Here is a 17,667-nt window from a genome sequence, read left to right as displayed (position 1 = left end):
GATAGACGCCCCTGTCGGTGTTACTCTTCAGTTGCTCAGTGCTTAACCGTTGCCCACGTTCTGGAGCAAGAAGCCGCCAGCCGGGAAGTAGTTCTTGAAGACCTCGATGGACCGAACTTCGTAGTCATACCGAGGACCACCACCAGCACCTGTCTGACGATTTGCGGCGTACTCATACTGCGTGTACTCTTCCTGAGTCTCAATCTCCAACACAGACGAGATGGTGTTGTCTGGGTACGGCAGCATGTCCGTGACCCCCATGATGGTACCGGGCGCCACATGAGGGTCGACCACAATCTTGAGCATCTGCCCCTGCCACGCTTTGTTGATGTAGTTCTCGACGTACGTGCCACCTGTCAAAGCATCTTGTTGCTTACCCGCCTGCAGCATGACACGATACCCACCAGTCGCGAACATCTTGTCGGTCATGTTGAATGCTTCCTGCGGATTGACAACGAGCCTGGTGGGGCTCACTTGGAAGTTCTGTGCCAGATACAAGAGTACATTGTCGATTTCCTGAATGGACCCATTGTTGCCCGTCAAGGTCTTGGCATCCAAGCTGGTGATATAAGAGCCGCTGCTACGAGCACTTGATGTGCCACGTGTCACCATTCCAGCGGAGGAATACGCACCAACGAGCGTCGCCATGTATCCGTTAAATGTCTCGGTATCCGCCGAATTATCAGCGGTGGGTGCAACAGCATTCGCTGTGTCAGCGGCAGCGGTAATCGTCGCAGCGTTGACAGTGGTCGTGATGCCGGTATAGTAAAGGTTTCCGCCTGTGCCGTTGTCGGTGTACCAGTCGTAAGCTACTGCGCCAACGAGTGCCGGAACCGTGAGTGCCACAGAGCCAGTAGTCGCACCAGCGGGAACGGAGACTGTGACAGCCGTGCTGGCTGCGGTCAACATGTCATCCCCATTTACGCCTTGAGTGGTACCAGGGCCACCGTAGTGATATGCCTCAGTCGTCCGCGCGGCAACGGCAAACTTCCAAGTCACCGCGGATGCGCCTCCGTTGGTAATGGAGCCGCCAGTGCTCGAGTAGGTAGCCGTCAGTGTGCCGATGGCTTCAAGCGCGAAGTTCTGGCCACCAATCGCCATGACATCTTCTCCGGTCTTCAGCTCATACAGCGTCTTGACGCCCGATTTTGCTCGCAGATTGTCAAAACCACGCGCCAATGTCTGGGCATCTTTCGTTACGCTGTCGCCAAGCGACAAAGGCGCATACGGCGCCACAAAGTCCTGCTCAACAGTCTTTACGAGGTTACCAGCTGCACCGAAAGAGGTGGAAGGCCGCTGCTTTGTGTAACCAAAGCCTGTGATGGCCTTCCAACGCGCAGCTGCCGAACCCTGTCCAGCGTTTTTCCGCGGGATGGAATTTAAAAACGGCGTGACCAACGGATAGATGAGTTTCGCCACAGGTTCCAACCCGAATCCGGTTAATCCGTCTGCGGTAGTAAAGCCAGTGGTTGTGGCGTCCTTCATCAAGTTCATAGTTTCTTGGGTAATCTTCTCCAGGTCATTCTGAGCAGCTGGAGTTTGCATGAATTGAGTCAATCATGTCACCTCATTTGGGCAAACAAAAAACGCCCCATTGGGACGTGGTCTGCTTGCTGAATTGTATGTCGAGTTAAGGAGTCGGCTTGCGACCACTTGCGGCCGCGAATTGCTGCGCCAACATGTCTGTCGCCAGGTGTCTTCCGACTGCATCTTTCACAGCTGCATCTTCGGTAGTGTTCAATACGTTTTGGAGTGCGGCCTTTTCGACCTCCCCGTTCCATGGCATCTGTCCACCAAGGCCAGGATAGGCGCCCATGAATGGACCGCCTGGCTGCGGTTGTTCTCCGATTTCCTTCACCAGACCCTCCAGTGTCGCAATCTGCTCCACTGCTTTGGTCAGCTGCTCAGTCACGGTAGAGACTTCCTCAGCTTTTGCCAACCCAGCGTTCTCCAGCGCTTGGGCCAGCGCACCTCCAACATCAACGGGTGCAGATTTCTGTAGATTATCGAGACCACCCAACTTTTCAAGGATGATGGACGCGACCTTCTCAGCGTGGTCGTCGGGCTCAAGTCCCATGTGCGCCTTGTCTTCCACCTTGTCCTCGTCACCGAGAGCCATATGGATGTGGTCAATAGCTTTACTCAAGTGACTCCGTCTGGCTGCCGATACGGCTGCACCACGCTTCTCCAGGCGCCCGGTGATGGCCTTTAGCACTTCCAGCGCTTCTGCAGCCTTCTTGTGGTCTTCGTTCCACATCTCACTGGCGGCTTTGTTGTCCTTCTCCTGGGCAGCTTTCAGTTCGTCGAGAATTTTCTGTGCCGCCTCCAGCTTTTCTGATACAGCTTGGTCGTTGGGGTCGTCCCCTTCCGCTTTCTGGTCTTTGTTTTGGGCAGCACGGACTGCATCCAGTGCAGCTTCGAGTTCCTTGATACGAGCGTCTACTTCCTTGTCGGTCGGTGGAACTGTCTTTTGAAGATGTGTCGGGTTCACTTTCGTAGCCTCCTTCGGAGCGGGTTGCCATGTCTGCACCACTTGTTCTGCTTGGCCAAGTTCAGCCTTACCGTCCTTGATGGTGTATGGCACCTTCCAGTTCTTGTTCTCCATCCAATCTTCCACAATGCAGTAGTCGTCATAGACATCACAGACCCACAAGTCGCCTCCAAACGGATTGCCAAGCGTGACCGCGGACTGAAGCAAATTACGGATGTCACTGTGACTTAATTCACCGCTGGTACCAGCCCGTTTTTGAAGGTCGCCCCATGCCGCCTTGTCAGCTTCTTTTCGTTCCTCAGACGTATCAATTTTGCCGTCCTTGAACTCATGACCCTCTCCAATAAGCTTGTTAGCTGCCGCGGCAATCCGTTTTCCGATGACTTCCCATTCGGACTCGGAGTAGTCGCCTTTTTCGCGCATGTCAGGATGATTAAAGTACCCGACTGCGGCACGAATATGTTTTTCATCGATAGGATACCGATAGTTAGTAGGGTCGCCATATTCACTCAGTTCTGTCGGGTAGCCTTCAGGTGGAGTCAGATGTCCATCTTTTTTAAACGAAATACCATACTTCTTTGCGCGCTCTTCGGCTTCGGTGTGAAGCTTTTCGTCCTCTTTGTCGTCCCTCTTAGCCAAGTTCCTCCGGTCATGTTCCCATGGGCCGTGCGCCTTTGCGATGACATTGGCAAAGTCCGCACCTGGTACCGCTGGATTGTCTACGAGACTGTATTCGGCCAGTTCCGGGATGTAACGAAATCCTTTCTCGGTCTCGTCCCACCAGCGCTTTTCGTAGTTACCTCCGATGGAGAGGGCGTTTAGGATGCCTTCATCAACATCCTTAATGACGTCTGTCTTATGAGGCGGCACATAGGTGGCTGTCCAAATTCCTTTGACCACCTTTTCGTTCCCGTCTTCGTCCTGAATGGTAGTCTCGCCGGGTTCCCAGTGCGTCATCTTACCAGCAGGGATGGGCTGATGCATGACGCGCACGTTGCCCATACTTTTGCCGCCAGTGCGCTTTGAAATCTCGTCGGACCACGTCTGAAAGGCTTTTACGGTCCCCTCGAAGTCGGCAATTTCATCTGCCTTGTCCTTTCGCTCGAGAGTAGCGAATCCCCAGATTTCACGACCGCCATCAGGTGTAGTTTCCACCTTCGCGATGGGCGCGAGTAAATGAATCTTGTCTTTTGGCATTACATCAACTCCCTTCAAGGTTTGGTGGCTTTACATACTGCTCATCTTCATCAGGCGGAATTGGCGCGAAAGCCCGCACACAGTTATGTGTTATAATAGAGTTAGCAACATACCATCCCTGAGTGGTCTGGAGGTTATACACGTGCCCAGAATAGAATTCTCTTTTGACACTGACGACTTGGTCCGGGATTATATGAGCGGACAGAGCACCCCCGAGCTCGCCACCAAATATGGAGTCGGGAAATCTACCGTTTTGAGAATCCTCAAGAGAAGTGGCTGTGAACTCAGACGCCCCGGCAGAAAGACTCCGGCTTCCAAACCGTCCGACGACAAACTCCGCGAGTTGTATGTCGCTGATTTGCTGTCTTCTGATGAAATCGCTCGCCGCTATGGGCTGCACGCTGCTCAAGTCAGGAGATGGCTCAGAGACATGGGCGTCGACATGCGCTCTCAGCCCGAGTCGCTTCGCAATACCTACAAACAGCGTCCGGACTCTTTTCGTGACGACATTACCGCCTCGGCCCATGACTCGATTCGTGGCAGAAAGAAGACGCTTGAATGGCGAATCAAGCACGCCATCGGACTCGAACAAATTGCACTCGACCCGGAATACACGAGCAAGAATATCGGAGTCAACGAAGACCGACTGCGCAACCTTCTTGTTGAGCGTGGATTGAGCCCGGTCAGACAAAAGGCCATCGGTCCGTATAATGCAGACCTCGCCGTCGGCTCCGTCGCCGTGGAAGTCTTCGGCGGTAGTTGGCACGACATCAAACGTGAGACCGAACGATTCCGCTACCTCCTCGATAACGGGTGGCATTTCATCGTGGTTAGAACCACAACTGGTCCAGTCGGTACTGACGTCGCGGATTACATAGTCTCCTTCGCTCAACTCGCCAGCAGTCAGCCATCCGCGATTCGTCAATATCGGGTGATTCGGAGTAACGGTGACCTCGTAATCGCTGGCTGTGCGCAGGACAACCACGTCACCCTTATACCTTCGCGCAAACGTGGCCTCCACATTGTGTGCGACCACTCTCGTCCCTGGGACTAGACAATTTGGATGTTGCAGCACATGTGCATCGGCATAGGCCAGGGTCCAAATAGAGCCATTCGCATCCGCACAAGGTGGGTCATAGTCTCCATCAAAGACCTCAACGTGCTGGACATCCGCAAGACCGCTGCCTCCCACAGTTCCGTGGTTGTATGCAAATCCTGTTTCGGTTCGAGCGATGGTCTCGGCTCTGGCATCACTGAAGGCGTAGTGCTCCTGAATCCCCTTCTTCAGTTCATCAATCGACTCGCCTTTCTTGATGGCAGAGACAACATGCCGGCGAATCATGTCGCGGGTAGCGTGAGGAATGCTGAATTCGGGATTCGGGTTGTCGATGTAGAAATCACCGAGCCTCGTCTTCCCGACCAGTTCCGCGCCACGCTTCTCGGCGTATTCAACGGCCACGGGATTGATGAGGTCGAAAGAAGGCTGCACATCCACATGCTTCATGGCTTCTTCAGCGCCTTGCGTGTATATCGCCTTCGCCGCATCTGTAACGGTCTCTTTAAGATGCTTCTCCCATCCCTGCCATCCATAATTGGCGAGAATCGCGTCCAATACCGTCAGCTCAACCGTGGTACCATTGATAGCTTGAGGCTGAGTCTGCAGACCGTCTGAAACATGCTGCGCCAGCGGTGGACCTTCCCGGTGTAAGAGAATCTCAATTTGCACCTTAAGGTTCTGTTGTTGCTCACGCAGCCGTTTGTTGTCTCGAGCAACCATACGGCCTTTACCACGCCGAACGTTGGTTGCTCGTTTCGAAAAATTTACAGGTGCATCACCACCTATCAGCGGGTCGAACAATCTCCGCACCTCATCCGGATGGTCAACCGACTGCAACTGCGTGTTGAGCGCCTTGGCTAACATGCCATCAAGCGCGACAGGCTCCCACACCTTCTGCTGCTTGCCGTCCTTGGCTCGCTTCACCGCGGCATTGCGCCACTTGCGCAGTTCGTTTTGTAGGGCTTTCTTAGTGGCCTCCGCAGGCTTGGCCTGACTGTGAGGCTTTGGCATCAATTCAGAGTCTACCGTCACGCCATCGGCAGGTTCCAGTTCGTCGTCCTCTTCATCCGGCTGCACGCCGCCAGCCGTCCCATCGTCCAGGAACACAACGCCAGTGCGTGTGTACAATGCGCGCCCCACTGGATGTTTGGAGTCTACTTCTTCCCCCAGCTTCAAGCGTACTTCGTCGGGAGAATACACGCCGGTCTGGATGTAAATTTGCCGCGTTTGAGCTAACTTGAGCTGGTCTTCTTCCTCTTCAACATTCAAGTATTTGAACCGCGCATAAGGCATATTGAAGTCTTCGCGCAGGATTTGATTGAATATCGATTGATAGTATTTTGTACTGGGAATGATGGAACGAAGGTCTGTAATGTCGCGCTGGGTATCGCCAGAACTCTTGTTGACTTTCTCAGTAAAGCCAATCTGCGCCGGCTGCACTTTATATGAAGCACACCCCTTGGCGAGCATGAAGCCCGCGAAATCCACATCAAAGTTGGCCTTATTGACTAACTCCGCCTTTGCACCAGGTGGAATCCATTTGACCTTGTGGTGCGCACCGCGGGTACCGCTAATCGTAGCGTCGTATGCATCTTGGAGCGCCTTCACCTGTTTAGGGTCCTGCACATCAGGTGGCGCATTAACGAAGGCTTCTGGTACGCCGCCTTCCGTAAAGTAGGTTAAGAAATACCACTGCAAACGCACATCTGTGTTCGCCGTGAGTAGCACCCACTCAGCCGGTGGTAATCCGTACCGCGTGGATGGTTGCGGGTGATGCGGCTTGTAGATAATGTCGCGCTGTCGTAGCCACGTCCAGGGCAATCCCCATGCCCATTGTGCATAGGCTGGTGCATCTCCACGCGGAATGCCACCACGTCCATCGATCAGTGGTGAGATGCTGGTGCCATCTATGACTTCCAGTTCACCCAGTTTGCCGTTACGTGTCCGGTGTCTGTACATGGCTAGTGCATCATACCGAAGCCAGTCATCAGAGCTCATCATGACCAGGTCGTCGGTGTCGTACCCCTGTGCCGGATGCATGAAGAATTTCTTGGCTTGCTTTATCTCCTCTTTGTACAAGTCCGCGTTATCCACTTCATCTTCATCGACGACAATGTCCCAGTCCAGATTACGTAGTTCGTCCTGGCGTACCTCAATACACAGCCGGGCCACGTCCCACTTGCTCGTGATGTTTTTCAGTGTGTCGAACCCAACACCAGTCATCTGGCGAGGGACTGCGAAGATGTTCTGACCAACTTGGAATGGTGTAATGACTGGGGGCGTGCCGACTTCGTTGTAGGGTGAGATTGGCGCACCAGGGCTAAAGTTGCCACCTGCAATCATACCCTGTTCAGTCATTGCGATTTCAACAGTCTCGGGCACCTTCACGGGTGCAGCTGGCTTCGTTGCGGCCATGCGTGCCTGCGCCGCAAGACTGGTTGTGGACGCGATAGCGCCCTGTCTGGATGCCTTCATGATTTCAACGGTCATCTATCGCGCCTCCTTCCTTACCTCTTCCACCACGGTCGTTTGATAGGCTTTCCGCGCCTTGTGAGCCACAGGAATCGGCCCGCGTCGTTGTCTTCCCAATTGGACTCCAGGACACGAATCACTTGGCCGTCCTCACGGTGCACGACAAAGCCGCCGTCAAACACAGCCGTGACATGGCCCGGTACAAATCCGCCTTCCTCGTTCACGTGGCAGAGTTGGCGCTTGGCGACCTTTGGGAATGATGATTGCAGTTGAGTGTCCATCGAATACCTCCTTAGAAACGCAAAAAAGCGGTCACCGACAACAGGGATCTCCAAATGGAAATCCTCTGCATATCAGTGACCGCTCGTTATCGAGTAGGTCTATTTGTGCTGGCGATAGGGTTCACCAAGAAGCAATTCATATATGTGCAAGAGCGATGTCTTTAATGCAGTCTCGTCCGGGCGCCACAGCAGATGGGGAGCGCACAGACTGTCAATCACCTTGGTCAGCTTCTCACGCACGTTTGCTTTTGACAGATGATCTTCAGGGTCAACCTCGGATGATTGTTTAAGCCGTTGGTACTCATCCCACGTCACGACGACGTATTCAGGCATCCGCATCACCGTCCGAGTGACTATCTCGAGCACTTACCATCCCGTCAACCCAGTTGCTCGTGTCGGGGCTTTCCCAGTCTTCGGCCGCCCCATCTGCTTTGACACCCTCGTCCGGTTCCTCATCCTTAAGATGTACGAGCCATGGCGCGGGTCCTAAATTATTGTGGAGTTCTTCTCGTCTAGCCTCGATGAGCGCTTCCTTTAGCTCTTCCATTTGCTCAGGTGACAGAGAAGGCATGACCAACTCACGTGGCGCAGATCGGCGCAAGAATCCGTCCAGTTCTTCGAGTTTGTTGAGTGCATCCTTCCATGCCCATTTACGACCCGTTTCCTCGTCGAACTTCTCAGGGTCAACGCATGCACTGGTTCCGACGATTTCGAAACTGTTGTCAATTGTGATGAGACACACGGTGGTTTTGCGTCCCATTTTGGCAAACTCAACCGCTACGACAGTCGACGACACGTATTCCGGAATGCGGGCGTACCCGGGGGTTTTGAAGTCGAAGCTCTGAGCCACATCCCTGAGCTCAAACTCTTCGACTTGGCGCGCCCCATTTATAAACTCGCTCTTTAGAATTCGTCCACCAATCGTGAACCCAATGCCTGGGATTTCTTTGAATTGGCTGGCTACGCCCACAATAGCGTTCTTGTTGAAGTCTTCATTGACCAGAATGGTCTTTCCCTGTGCCTGCTCGATTGCATGGCGCAATACATCCTCTGAAAGCAGCTCTCCAACCGTCGAAGCGTTCCCGGTCGGTTGGATTACCGTCGTGAAAATCAAATCTCCTGTGTTCATCTTCTCATCTCCTGTTATCAGGTTCTATTTTGCCGACGCCATCCAAACTGCTGTAGTAATAATCGTCCCCATGTATCCAATCAATCCAATTAGAAAGTGCGGTTGCGACTGAACCATCTGCAAGAAGGCGCCCAAGAATATAAGGGACATACACCAGAACAAAAGCAAGATTGCAACTTTCGCCAGTCCCATCACTCCACCTTCTCTTTGACACGCTCAATAAAGGTGACTTTGCCACTGTGCATCGTGATGTTCACTTCGCCAAACGGTGGCAGTTCGGACTCGGTCAAGACTTTGTCGCCACGTTTGACAATGACACGCACTGTGCTGTTCTTTTTATGCCTATCTGCATGGCCAATCGCGCTGCTTGCAGTCGGGTCACGTCTGGGTGCATCCAGTCGGTTGACATGCGTCACGCGCTCACCACCTCGGTCAAGGGTATGTGATGTTGTCTCGAATCCGCGTCCCATATCACCAGGAATGCATCCTGCACCTTGTAGGCCATTGGTTCAATCCGTCGAGCTTTGCAGTACCAGTGAACGTTACGACGCAGGGTTTGCTTGAAACGGTGGTACGCCACTTTGCGGCGCTTATGTAATCGTTGCTGGCGGTTCATGAATCGGCCTCCTTCGCGTTGTCGCGTTTGATACCCATGATTCTGTCTCGAAATGGCGTATCGACTGGTGCCATCAGGTGACGGCAGTTGGGATGCAACGGGCCCTCCCCATAGACAGTCCAGCGTCCACACCATCGCTCTGGGAGTTTCCACTTTCGCATCAGGCGCCAAAATGCAACGGGTCTGCGATGGACAAATGCTCTGCGCCACCTGGGAGGCTTCTGAAATGCTTCAGCGATGGTCTTGCATAGGAAGTCTCGGAACTGCTCATTGAACTCGCTCACTTCAATCCCTCCCGTTGTCGGGTTTACTTTTCAAACTTCTCTTTCATCTTGAGGTATTCTTGATAGTTCCCATCCTTGTTCTCAAGTGCAGTCAGACGCCTCTCGATTAGGTCGAGCCGTTCCTCATGTGACGCCTTTTGATTGGCCTCATGAGCAGGCGTCTTAAAACCTATCTGATTGTGCATCATCTTGTCCATCCTCATCCTCCTCGCTTTCTGCTGTAAGCCACCCAAGCCAGCCACCGCCGCGACTGAATCGCAGGAGCGCCTGGCTCATTGCATCCACCATGTCGTCATGTGCGCCCTTCGGGAACGCAGCCGCTTCTTCTATCAAGTCGTTCACCCATGGCGCAATCGTTGGGTGAGGTAGATAGACGTTACCTGATTCAATTTGAGGGCTGACAGCTGCCACACGTGCCTCTTTGCTTCCCATTGGTTCAACGGGGATGAGACCCGTGATTTCCTTCTTGAGCGTCGATATGAGCGCTGGCCCGTTTGCTTTGTCCTCTACCAGCTTCGTGTATGTATTGGGCCATTTGCTCGATAGATTTCTTACAGCCTGCAGAGACTCGGGAAAATTCATGCGGTCTCTGGTTTGGTCCAAAAGGTACCGGTCTGCACCAATGCGTCCCCAAACCTGGCCGACGACGTAGTCATTGTCCTTCGCCTCTTTAAAAGTGAGGTCCCAGGATTGAATCTGTTCTTCAATTTCCTCCGGCAGCTGCGTGTAGAACTTCCACCAGTGCCGCTTGAGCACACCGCCCTCAGCAGGGCTTGGGTGCTGCTGCAGTTGCCCAGCTGCTGCATAGCTCCCCATCGCGCGCTTCAAGGTGTCTATTTCAACGCGGCCAAATCTCTCAGACCAAAGCAGGTCTCCTTCATGTTCGCGTGGGTCTGACCAGCCAATGCTGGTGAATATCTTCTTGCCTTCGTACTCGGCCGGCAAACACAGATGGTCGTAGCCGCCTTGATCCAACACGTGACCAGACAAATCTTTCTCATGAACGCGCTGCATGACAATGACCTTTGCGCCTGTCTTCGGGTCATTGAGTCGACTGGACATTGTCTCGTCCCACCACTGCAGCGTGGCTTCGCGCATGGTCTGACTGGTGCTGTCCATGACATTGTGCGGGTCGTCGACAACAATCCTGTCGCCACCTTCACCGGTTGCAGCGCCACCAACGGAGGTTGCAATCCGGTACCCGCTTTTATCATTCTCGTAGCGGTTCTTGACGTTTTGGTCACTGGTGAGTTGATAAATATGACCAAAGTTCTCTTGGTACCAGGGACTTTCAATCAGGCGCCGGCATTTCAGACTGTCACGGGTGGACAACGTTGCAGCGTACGACGAATACAGCCACCGCATATGTGGATTTGTGAGCCACTCCCACGCTGGCCACATGACAGAGACCTGAATGGACTTCATGTGCCTCGGTGGCATGTTAATCAGCAGATTACGAATCTCGCCACGCGACACCGCCTCAAGATGTTCTGAGATAGCGTCCAAATGCCAACCATGCACGTATGGCGTCGACGGTTCGAGGACCATCCACGCCTGCCTGATAAACTCTTTTAGACTTCGTCGCGCTTTTTCAACTTGTATCTGTTGGAGTGACGGTAGATTTGACAACGAGGCCTTCAAGCTGACTCAGCTCCTCGTCGCTCAATTTGGACAGGTCGTGCGACACGTTCACTTCAATCGGCTTGCCGTCTGGGCCAGAATGCTCATGCTGCTGTTTGTCGCGCCATCTGTCCGGCACGCGATTCTTCATCCAGAATATCTGCGCAGTCGGAATGGGTGGATGAAAACGGGTCACTTCAACAACCTTCCCGCTTGGCGTGGCAATCTGTTCCTTTTCATGAAAGCCGACAGCGGACCGGAAAATTGCGTTTTGGACTTGAACGTCCGCCTCTTCCTTCCCACTTTTTAAGGCGTTCAAAAGTTCAACATGTTCCTTCCGATATTTGATAAGGCTAACCTTGGATACGTGAAGGTTCTTTGCAATTTGCTCCAAGGTGAGGCCGTTGCGGCTCCATCCCTCAATGATGTCTAGCTTAGGCAGCACATGCGAGTCATATTTGCTCTTCCCCATGCGCTCACCTCGTTTTATGTATAATCTAAATGGAGGGACAAACTATGAATGAAAAGGGAATCGCCGTCCGAAAGTTCGAAAACGATAATTTATGGCATGTCTATCAACCAACACCCGCTTCAGCGTCTGGCTTTCGCATTTCAAAGACGGGCTATGCAACGGAAGAAGAAGCCACCAAAGCTGCAGAACAAGAAGACTTTTCGTAGACTATCCAACACGTGGGCATCCAAACGGGTGTCCCACCCATTTAAAAAGTTTGCCGCCATCCGAAGACAGCGGCGCAATGATACAGCTTCTCGGGGGTAAAAGGAGGCGACCATGATATTTGGTCACCACAGAGAGCCCGAGGAAGGAGTCACCTCGGATGTTTGTGCTCTCTATGCTAGGCAAATTACTTCTCCAGCGGCCGGTGCCACATTCGCTCGTTACTCATCTTGTCGACGGTCGCCTTTTCGCCAACATTGACCTGGCATGATGCGAACATGCATGAGACACCCACCCCGGTGTCTCTGCCCCATATGCATTTGTAGCCTTGTGTACAAGCTTCTTGCATTCGACTAATCCTCCGAGGTTGCAGTGAAATCCACGTAAAATTCCTTGTTCAGTTCAAATTGTTTGAACGCATCTGGATTTTTAATTGTCATGCGAATTTCAGCGCCCGGAGTGTAGTCCCCGAATATGCGATTCTCTTCAGTGGCATTCCCTTCGCGACCATCCTGGCTGGTAAAGACCCCATAGAGAGACACCGACTTTGCTTCTTCACCATCAATAGTTGCTGGTTGAACGTCTGCGACAAAAAACTTTGCTCTGACTCGATCCATTTTAATCATCCTCCCTAGATACGAAAAAGCCCACCAACTGGTGAGCCTCCGTGGACATCGCCTTGATTTGGACATTCCTGTCCTTGCACCCATTATAGGACATGATTCACTGTCAATCCTACGCATATTCTCCAGCAATTCTACACCGATTCTCCGCGAGATTCAGATTTCATCCTTTACAAATCGGATACATCGCCACGCCTCAGCCAGTTGCATGATAGCCTCTTCCTTTTGCGTGTAAAAATAGGTAATGCCTACCAGCCAGCCTTCGTTGCGCAGTTCCTGATGCACCGATGGGTCACTGGGCAACAAGCCACCAGTTCCAGGCGCTTCCTTCACCATGTAGCATCGTCGCATTATCTCGGCCTGGTACTCTGGCAAACAACGAACGCTATGCTCGATACTGTGACAATATTCACGGCGCCTGTCATCTGGGTCCATCGGCCTGTCGATTGGCGCTGATGGATTGACACCCTGCGCATGGATGTACTTCGGGTCCATGGCGTTTTCATATCCGCGCTTCGCCGGTGCCGGTTCCACGTGCGGTATCATCTGCATCTCAAGCAGCCGCTTACGTTTTCGGTAGAGTTCGAAGACTAGGCGCACAGCGCGCCGGGTTTCTGTCTCATCGACGCGCCGATTGCAAAGCTCCTGCTGTCCGTCCAGCAATGCATCACCCCCTATAAAAGCGCCATTTGCCGAATGTGCTCATCTACAGCAGCCAGATAATCCAATGGGATTCCGCTCTTGCTTCCGATTGTTAAACATTCCCGGGACAGGTCGTCGAATGGGATGGATTTCTTACCACCGTTCTCAGCTGCGTCCCATGCTCTCTCGATGAGCTCGCCTGGCACATAGAACACGGTGTTGCGTTTGGCAAACTCGATGACGGCGAATGTTATCGCACCGCTCAGGCGACGGGCTCTCAAGTGGTTAATCTGGTGCAGATGGACATTATCCATCGGGAACCGATTCAATTGTTTGGTTGACTTCGCCTCAAACTGAAGCGAATGGCCTTGATACGTTCCCTCATAATCCACGGTCGACGGTGATTCCAAGTACGCCGACAATATGCGGGTGCCTTTCGTCTTGACGATTTTGACTGGCGTCGGCCGTTTGTTTACAACAGCCTGTCCACGCTCGTAATAGATCTGATTGCTATGGTTGATGAGCAGTTCCAGCGACATGCCACGGTTGCCTTGACTGAGTCTGGTCACGATTCATCAGCCTCCTCATATAGAGAACACGCGTGAAAACCTGCTTTGTGGTCCGTTCCTGGTCCATGCGTAATGCCGCGGACTTCACATTTTCGGTAACGGATATCATACGGTCTGTTCAGGCTACCCATGCGCCTGAAATACTTACAATCTCCACATGCTGCACCACCTGGACCAGGACCGTGTTTCTGGACCATAGGATTCGAGAACCGCTCATCTTCGAACTGTTCAGCGTCAAAGAGTGTCTCACTCATTTCGCTATCACCTCCCGATGCCTGCTGAAGAAGTCGTCAATCCAACCGGTACCCGTCTCATCAATCATCGGGTCACGTAGCTTGTTTAGCAGTGTACAGGATTCTTCCAATGCCCGATGCAGTTTCAGTTGTTCCGTCGTGTCAACTATCATCAAACCTTCATTATCCAGCATCCGCGTCTTGGCCGCTGTGATGATGGCAGAGCCGCGCTGACGTGGCGTTAAGTCACTCATCTCTGAACCGCCTTCTTCTCAAACTCAGCCCACTGGCGGTCAACATACCGCTGGATATGGCCGTCAATATCGCCATCACCGAGCCGTTCCAAGAGGTCTCGCTTTGCCCATGCAACGGAGGCTTGCACAATAGTGAATGCCACTCGCAGCAAGTCGGCGCGGTCTAAAACATCCGTGTTGATGACACCGGGCAGCGGTACCTCCTCAGCCGGAATGCGTAAGGTGACATAGCCATCCTCGACCACGTTATCCACAGTTTCAATAGACTTGTCCACAGGCTGTTCTCCTCTCGTTTCTGTCATTTGCACATGCACCGCTTTTGGTTGTTTGCAGATTATCAATTCCTCCATGGCTGCTTCTTCAAGCACAGGGTCTTTGATGCCCCATTCGCGCAGGCTCTTATACAGCGTTGGAGGCGTTGTGCCCTGCGCCTTTGCTATCTCCGTCCGCTTCATGCCTGACAGACGCTTCTCTAGGTATTGCTCTTTCGTCAGATTCAGGCTGACACGTGGCTTTTTGACTTTGTCCTGTTGTTTGGCTTTTTCGCGCCGCGGCTTCTCGGTCGGCTTGTCATGATGCACCGGCAAGCCTTGGTTTTTCTCGCCTGCACCGAACATTTTTGGTATCATATAGCCTTTCGAGTCCAGGAACTCACCCAACTGATTTAGTGACTCCTCGTTGATGTCCGGCAGCCCCAGCAGTTCCCCGGCCACACTCAACGCGGGCCGTTCTGACAGCCACTTCAGTACATCTTTGAAAGACATATCCTGTTCCGCTGCATATTCCTGAATCATTGATTCAAAGGCAATGCGGCCATCACCAAAGTATTGCATTTTCAAAGCAATCACCTCTTCCTCAGTCGAAGTAGTTCAAAGCACGTTGCGTAGCGTCTTTTAGCTTCCTGAAATCTGCCGATTCACCGCCTGCATCCGGATGCATCTGTTTTGCCAGCGTCCTATATCTGTCTCGAACATCTGCAGCAGCTGCTGGAATCTCTGTGAATCCGAGATAGCGAAAGAAGCTTGGTATTTCCACAACAGGCGGCAATTATTTCATCAGTTCGTAGCTCTCTGCGCTACCGTATTGTTTAGGCACTGTTTTCACGACCTAGCAATTCTTCATGAGATTCCGTACCTTCGCAGCTACTGCATAAGTCTTCCTCAACCCACCAACATCCTTCCGGACATCCCTGAAGGTCAGTGCAACCACACACTCGACATTTGCGCTCACCCGTTTGTTCAGCCTCCTGAATCATGCCGGCCAGCGAACCAGCATCTTCTAAATCATCACTTTCGCAGACGGGACATTTCACAATCGCCTGGTCCTCCATATGCTCGTCGACGCCGAAGAATGTACCGCACAACTGGCACTCATACACAAACAGTGCTAGGTTCACTTGAATCCCTCCTCGTCATCCCATTCGTATCGATAACCATCCAAGGCATAGAGTTTTTTCACTTTGCCGTTGCATCGGTCTATAACCGTCTGATAGCTCATCCAGTTCTTTCGTGCAGCCTCTCGGGCGCTGGAGTATACCTCGACCGTTTCGCCCTTTGCATCAATCTTGGCGACAGGACGACGTCGGCTCTTTGCACCAGTCATGCGCCCTAATTCACGTTGGTCGATATACGCCAGATTCGACAGGCAGTTATCTTGTCGATTCCTGTTCTTGTGATAAAGCACTTGTCCAGGCTTCGGGTCCGACAAGAAGGTCCGTTGCATCAGCTTGTGAACGCGCTCCTCTTTTCGACCGCCGTCAGGTGTCTTGAGGCGTACAATCGGGACACGTCTGGAGTTGACGACTTGGGTCATCAAGACACGCTTTGTCTTATAGATGCGTCGAACGTTTGCGAACTGGTCAATCTCATAAAGCGGATAACCAGGAATCCGGACGAAATATCCAACTTCCTCTGGTGCCTGGGTAGGTGTTTTCATTCCGCTTAATCCTCCCTCATATGTCCAGCGTTAGCTGCTGCTGCGGTCTCAGTCCAGCCTGTCGAACCCGTTCATCTAATTCCTGGCGCGTTCTGAACGGCGCACCACCTCCGCCTTGAAAATGCAAATGAACGTGATTTAGTTGCCAGTAGAATTCACCACATTGCCTATTCACGACGTAATACAATTTCCCCTCATACTCCCATTCCTCAATCGCATGTTCGTAGTCCAGCGCAGCCCATTTTGCCCAACTTGGAAGCTTCCTCTTACCGCTCATCCCGACTTCACCAACGTTCGTACCAGCAGCCACACAAGCCCCCACAGCGGGACGCTGAACATCAACGCTGTTGGTAGCCCGACCGTCCAAAATCTCCGGCTCATACTCAACCACCGACTTTCGATATCTGCCGTCCCTGTTCGTCGATGAGTGGAATGAGCTTCATATTCGGATTCTGGAGCCCGAAGTTCTCGATTTCTATCACAGCTGCATCTGACAGATTTCCGCGACGTTGGAGCGTTGTGAGGTCCTGAATCATGTGCAAAACACTGTATTTTCCAACTCGCATAGTTATCACCTCACCCATCCGGGAAGAGTTTGTAAAAGTTGCCGTAACGGTCATCTTTCTCTGGAGGCTTGTCACGGCTTCGCCTGCCAGGACCGGCCCGGGAACGCTGCTTCTCAGAACCTGTAGCAGCGACCTGTTTCTCAGCCGTCAAGGTATCCCAAAGGTCGTACACCACACCGCGAAAGTAAGTAAATCGGCTAATCTTGTCGTATTTATGCCTCGGTTCATACCGCTCGAACCCCTGCTGAACAGCGGTCTTGATGATGTCCATCGTGATGCCATCTGCAAGCATTTCTTTGAATGCCCTGTAGTCGTCGCCGATCAACTTGTAATTATGATCTCCCATGTGCTGCCGAAGCACGTTTTCTATTTCTCGTTCTTGTTCAGCCATGGGGGATATAGGGGGTATAGTAGAAGTAGCGGCAGTACTATATTTTTTAGTACTATTTTTAGAGACGCCGTTTTCCCCAGCGTGGCGCGATTCTTCGAGTGTTAAGGTTGTGCGATCACGCAACGGTTGCGTTGTGCTATCAGACAACGGTTGTTCATTTGCACAAGGTTGTGTATTCACGCAACGGTTGTCCTTTTGCACAACCTTAGATGAGTGGACATAGAGCTTGTCCACGACGGCAGCTGCTAACGCCTCTATATCGATGACAGCCGTGTCCCAAGCTCCGATATCGGTGTTCATGCCATACTTCTTGTAGCGACCGTTGGACGGGTCTGGAGTCTCGTATAGAACACTTGCCTTCACGAGAAGCTTCATTTGCTTTGAAACATATGTGCGTTCTGAGTTGACAGCCTTAGCAAACTCGGCAAGTGTAATACGGTCCTCTTTGTACTTCACTTTCGCGTCCCGCGTCCATCCATAGGTGCGCCTCCAGACGAACAAAACAAGACCTTTGGCGACTCCGTTCAATTTCGCCATGCTGAGCGCCTCGAGAAGCAGGTGCGCAATCGGAACGATACCGTCCTCTATGTCTGCTTTCAGCCGTTGGTAATCACCCTTTGGCACCTATGTC

The 17,667-nt window shown here is 52.4% G+C and carries 26 protein-coding genes; 1 reads left to right on the top strand and 25 read right to left on the bottom strand.

Translation table 11 applies throughout. The features are described from left to right. Positions 1-42: 42 nt before the first annotated feature. From GI364_RS11260 to GI364_RS11200, 13 genes are all read right to left on the bottom strand, one after another. Positions 43-1,557: a hypothetical protein gene (locus GI364_RS11260; protein ID WP_198853654.1), complete on the bottom strand. Its 1,515-nt coding sequence runs from the start codon at positions 1,555-1,557 to the stop codon at positions 43-45. Positions 1,558-1,630: 73 nt separating this feature from the next. Continuing rightward, a complete protein-coding gene (locus tag GI364_RS11255) occupies positions 1,631-3,688 on the bottom strand; it encodes a DUF6582 domain-containing protein (RefSeq protein ID WP_198853653.1) in 2,058 nt (685 codons plus the stop codon). A 4-nt stretch (positions 3,689-3,692) separates the two neighbouring features. Further along, positions 3,693-7,235 (bottom strand): phage portal protein, encoded by a 3,543-nt coding sequence (locus GI364_RS11250; protein ID WP_198853652.1) that lies wholly within the window; start codon positions 7,233-7,235, stop codon positions 3,693-3,695. A 17-nt stretch (positions 7,236-7,252) separates the two neighbouring features. Beyond that, on the bottom strand, positions 7,253-7,498 hold the full coding sequence (locus GI364_RS11245; RefSeq protein WP_198853651.1) for a hypothetical protein: 246 nt from the start codon (positions 7,496-7,498) through the stop codon (positions 7,253-7,255). Between the two features lie 99 nt (positions 7,499-7,597). Continuing rightward, positions 7,598-7,831 (bottom strand): hypothetical protein, encoded by a 234-nt coding sequence (locus GI364_RS11240; protein WP_198853650.1) that lies wholly within the window; start codon positions 7,829-7,831, stop codon positions 7,598-7,600. After that, positions 7,824-8,627 (bottom strand): Gp49 family protein, encoded by an 804-nt coding sequence (locus tag GI364_RS11235; protein ID WP_198853649.1) that lies wholly within the window; start codon positions 8,625-8,627, stop codon positions 7,824-7,826. The genes GI364_RS11240 and GI364_RS11235 overlap by 8 nt, the downstream gene beginning before the upstream one ends. Positions 8,628-8,651: 24 nt before the next feature. Beyond that, positions 8,652-8,819 carry a hypothetical protein gene (locus tag GI364_RS11230; RefSeq protein ID WP_198853648.1) on the bottom strand — a complete coding sequence of 56 codons (168 nt, stop codon included), beginning with the start codon at positions 8,817-8,819 and terminating at the stop codon, positions 8,652-8,654. Beyond that, complete coding sequence (locus GI364_RS11225; RefSeq protein WP_198853647.1) at positions 8,819-9,043, bottom strand: DUF2292 domain-containing protein; 225 nt, start codon at positions 9,041-9,043, stop codon at positions 8,819-8,821. Before GI364_RS11225 ends, GI364_RS11230 begins: the two co-directional genes overlap by 1 nt. Beyond that, on the bottom strand, positions 9,040-9,243 hold the full coding sequence (locus tag GI364_RS11220) for a hypothetical protein (protein WP_198853646.1): 204 nt from the start codon (positions 9,241-9,243) through the stop codon (positions 9,040-9,042). Before GI364_RS11220 ends, GI364_RS11225 begins: the two co-directional genes overlap by 4 nt. Continuing rightward, positions 9,240-9,527: a hypothetical protein gene (locus GI364_RS11215; RefSeq protein ID WP_198853645.1), complete on the bottom strand. Its 288-nt coding sequence runs from the start codon at positions 9,525-9,527 to the stop codon at positions 9,240-9,242. Before GI364_RS11215 ends, GI364_RS11220 begins: the two co-directional genes overlap by 4 nt. A gap of 23 nt (positions 9,528-9,550) precedes the next feature. After that, positions 9,551-9,724, bottom strand: a complete 174-nt coding sequence (locus tag GI364_RS11210; protein WP_198853644.1) for a hypothetical protein — start codon at positions 9,722-9,724, stop codon at positions 9,551-9,553. Continuing rightward, positions 9,690-11,168, bottom strand: coding sequence for a phage terminase large subunit (gene terL / locus GI364_RS11205; RefSeq protein ID WP_198853643.1), 1,479 nt, complete (start codon positions 11,166-11,168; stop codon positions 9,690-9,692). Before terL ends, GI364_RS11210 begins: the two co-directional genes overlap by 35 nt. Further along, on the bottom strand, positions 11,119-11,619 hold the full coding sequence (locus GI364_RS11200; RefSeq protein WP_198853642.1) for a helix-turn-helix domain-containing protein: 501 nt from the start codon (positions 11,617-11,619) through the stop codon (positions 11,119-11,121). Before GI364_RS11200 ends, terL begins: the two co-directional genes overlap by 50 nt. 44 nt (positions 11,620-11,663) lie before the next feature. Between GI364_RS11200 and GI364_RS11195 the strand changes: the two genes are divergently transcribed. Continuing rightward, the gene (locus GI364_RS11195; RefSeq protein WP_198853641.1) at positions 11,664-11,825 is read left to right on the top strand and encodes a hypothetical protein; all 162 of its coding nucleotides are present in this window, start codon (positions 11,664-11,666) and stop codon (positions 11,823-11,825) included. 351 nt (positions 11,826-12,176) lie between these two features. Here GI364_RS11195 and GI364_RS11190 read toward each other — a convergent pair whose 3' ends face one another. From GI364_RS11190 to GI364_RS11135, 12 genes are all read right to left on the bottom strand, one after another. After that, positions 12,177-12,440 (bottom strand): hypothetical protein, encoded by a 264-nt coding sequence (locus GI364_RS11190; protein WP_198853640.1) that lies wholly within the window; start codon positions 12,438-12,440, stop codon positions 12,177-12,179. Between the two features lie 162 nt (positions 12,441-12,602). Then, on the bottom strand, positions 12,603-13,109 hold the full coding sequence (locus GI364_RS11185; RefSeq protein WP_198853639.1) for an ArpU family phage packaging/lysis transcriptional regulator: 507 nt from the start codon (positions 13,107-13,109) through the stop codon (positions 12,603-12,605). An 11-nt stretch (positions 13,110-13,120) separates the two neighbouring features. Next, positions 13,121-13,657 carry a Holliday junction resolvase RecU gene (locus tag GI364_RS11180; protein ID WP_198853638.1) on the bottom strand — a complete coding sequence of 179 codons (537 nt, stop codon included), beginning with the start codon at positions 13,655-13,657 and terminating at the stop codon, positions 13,121-13,123. Then, on the bottom strand, positions 13,654-13,911 hold the full coding sequence (locus GI364_RS11175) for a hypothetical protein (protein WP_198853637.1): 258 nt from the start codon (positions 13,909-13,911) through the stop codon (positions 13,654-13,656). Before GI364_RS11175 ends, GI364_RS11180 begins: the two co-directional genes overlap by 4 nt. After that, complete coding sequence (locus tag GI364_RS11170) at positions 13,908-14,144, bottom strand: hypothetical protein (protein WP_198853636.1); 237 nt, start codon at positions 14,142-14,144, stop codon at positions 13,908-13,910. The genes GI364_RS11175 and GI364_RS11170 overlap by 4 nt, the downstream gene beginning before the upstream one ends. Continuing rightward, the gene (locus tag GI364_RS11165; RefSeq protein ID WP_198853635.1) at positions 14,141-14,983 is read right to left on the bottom strand and encodes a hypothetical protein; all 843 of its coding nucleotides are present in this window, start codon (positions 14,981-14,983) and stop codon (positions 14,141-14,143) included. Before GI364_RS11165 ends, GI364_RS11170 begins: the two co-directional genes overlap by 4 nt. Positions 14,984-14,999: 16 nt before the next feature. Then, positions 15,000-15,191, bottom strand: a complete 192-nt coding sequence (locus GI364_RS11160; RefSeq protein WP_198853634.1) for a hypothetical protein — start codon at positions 15,189-15,191, stop codon at positions 15,000-15,002. A gap of 40 nt (positions 15,192-15,231) precedes the next feature. Beyond that, a complete protein-coding gene (locus tag GI364_RS11155) occupies positions 15,232-15,540 on the bottom strand; it encodes a hypothetical protein (protein ID WP_198853633.1) in 309 nt (102 codons plus the stop codon). Continuing rightward, on the bottom strand, positions 15,537-16,079 hold the full coding sequence (locus GI364_RS11150) for a hypothetical protein (RefSeq protein ID WP_198853632.1): 543 nt from the start codon (positions 16,077-16,079) through the stop codon (positions 15,537-15,539). Before GI364_RS11150 ends, GI364_RS11155 begins: the two co-directional genes overlap by 4 nt. A gap of 16 nt (positions 16,080-16,095) precedes the next feature. Next, the gene (locus GI364_RS11145; RefSeq protein ID WP_198853631.1) at positions 16,096-16,470 is read right to left on the bottom strand and encodes a hypothetical protein; all 375 of its coding nucleotides are present in this window, start codon (positions 16,468-16,470) and stop codon (positions 16,096-16,098) included. After that, positions 16,463-16,645 (bottom strand): hypothetical protein, encoded by a 183-nt coding sequence (locus GI364_RS11140; RefSeq protein WP_198853630.1) that lies wholly within the window; start codon positions 16,643-16,645, stop codon positions 16,463-16,465. Before GI364_RS11140 ends, GI364_RS11145 begins: the two co-directional genes overlap by 8 nt. A gap of 10 nt (positions 16,646-16,655) precedes the next feature. Further along, complete coding sequence (locus tag GI364_RS11135; RefSeq protein WP_198853629.1) at positions 16,656-17,660, bottom strand: replication protein; 1,005 nt, start codon at positions 17,658-17,660, stop codon at positions 16,656-16,658. Positions 17,661-17,667: the final 7 nt, after the last annotated feature.

This window comes from Alicyclobacillus sp. SO9 (assembly GCF_016406125.1).
In the GTDB taxonomy this organism is placed as follows: domain Bacteria; phylum Bacillota; class Bacilli; order Alicyclobacillales; family Alicyclobacillaceae; genus SO9.
The sequence above is the reverse complement of the archived record's forward strand: the minus strand, read 5'-3'. Positions and strand labels throughout refer to the sequence as shown.

Excerpts from the sequence above, each read along its gene's own strand:
- GI364_RS11255 (WP_198853653.1), bottom strand. The coding sequence starts at position 3,688 with ATGCCAAAAGACAAGATTCATTTACTCGCGCCCATCGCGAAGGTGGAA.
- GI364_RS11250 (WP_198853652.1), bottom strand. The coding sequence starts at position 7,235 with ATGACCGTTGAAATCATGAAGGCATCCAGACAGGGCGCTATCGCGTCC.
- GI364_RS11245 (WP_198853651.1), bottom strand. The coding sequence starts at position 7,498 with ATGGACACTCAACTGCAATCATCATTCCCAAAGGTCGCCAAGCGCCAA.
- GI364_RS11240 (WP_198853650.1), bottom strand. The coding sequence starts at position 7,831 with ATGCCTGAATACGTCGTCGTGACGTGGGATGAGTACCAACGGCTTAAA.
- GI364_RS11235 (WP_198853649.1), bottom strand. The coding sequence starts at position 8,627 with ATGAACACAGGAGATTTGATTTTCACGACGGTAATCCAACCGACCGGG.
- GI364_RS11230 (WP_198853648.1), bottom strand. The coding sequence starts at position 8,819 with ATGGGACTGGCGAAAGTTGCAATCTTGCTTTTGTTCTGGTGTATGTCC.
- GI364_RS11220 (WP_198853646.1), bottom strand. The coding sequence starts at position 9,243 with ATGAACCGCCAGCAACGATTACATAAGCGCCGCAAAGTGGCGTACCAC.
- GI364_RS11210 (WP_198853644.1), bottom strand. The coding sequence starts at position 9,724 with ATGGACAAGATGATGCACAATCAGATAGGTTTTAAGACGCCTGCTCAT.
- GI364_RS11200 (WP_198853642.1), bottom strand. The coding sequence starts at position 11,619 with ATGGGGAAGAGCAAATATGACTCGCATGTGCTGCCTAAGCTAGACATC.
- GI364_RS11195 (WP_198853641.1), top strand. The coding sequence starts at position 11,664 with ATGAATGAAAAGGGAATCGCCGTCCGAAAGTTCGAAAACGATAATTTA.
- GI364_RS11190 (WP_198853640.1), bottom strand. The coding sequence starts at position 12,440 with ATGGATCGAGTCAGAGCAAAGTTTTTTGTCGCAGACGTTCAACCAGCA.
- GI364_RS11175 (WP_198853637.1), bottom strand. The coding sequence starts at position 13,911 with ATGAGTGAGACACTCTTTGACGCTGAACAGTTCGAAGATGAGCGGTTC.
- GI364_RS11170 (WP_198853636.1), bottom strand. The coding sequence starts at position 14,144 with ATGAGTGACTTAACGCCACGTCAGCGCGGCTCTGCCATCATCACAGCG.
- GI364_RS11150 (WP_198853632.1), bottom strand. The coding sequence starts at position 16,079 with ATGAAAACACCTACCCAGGCACCAGAGGAAGTTGGATATTTCGTCCGG.
- GI364_RS11140 (WP_198853630.1), bottom strand. The coding sequence starts at position 16,645 with ATGCGAGTTGGAAAATACAGTGTTTTGCACATGATTCAGGACCTCACA.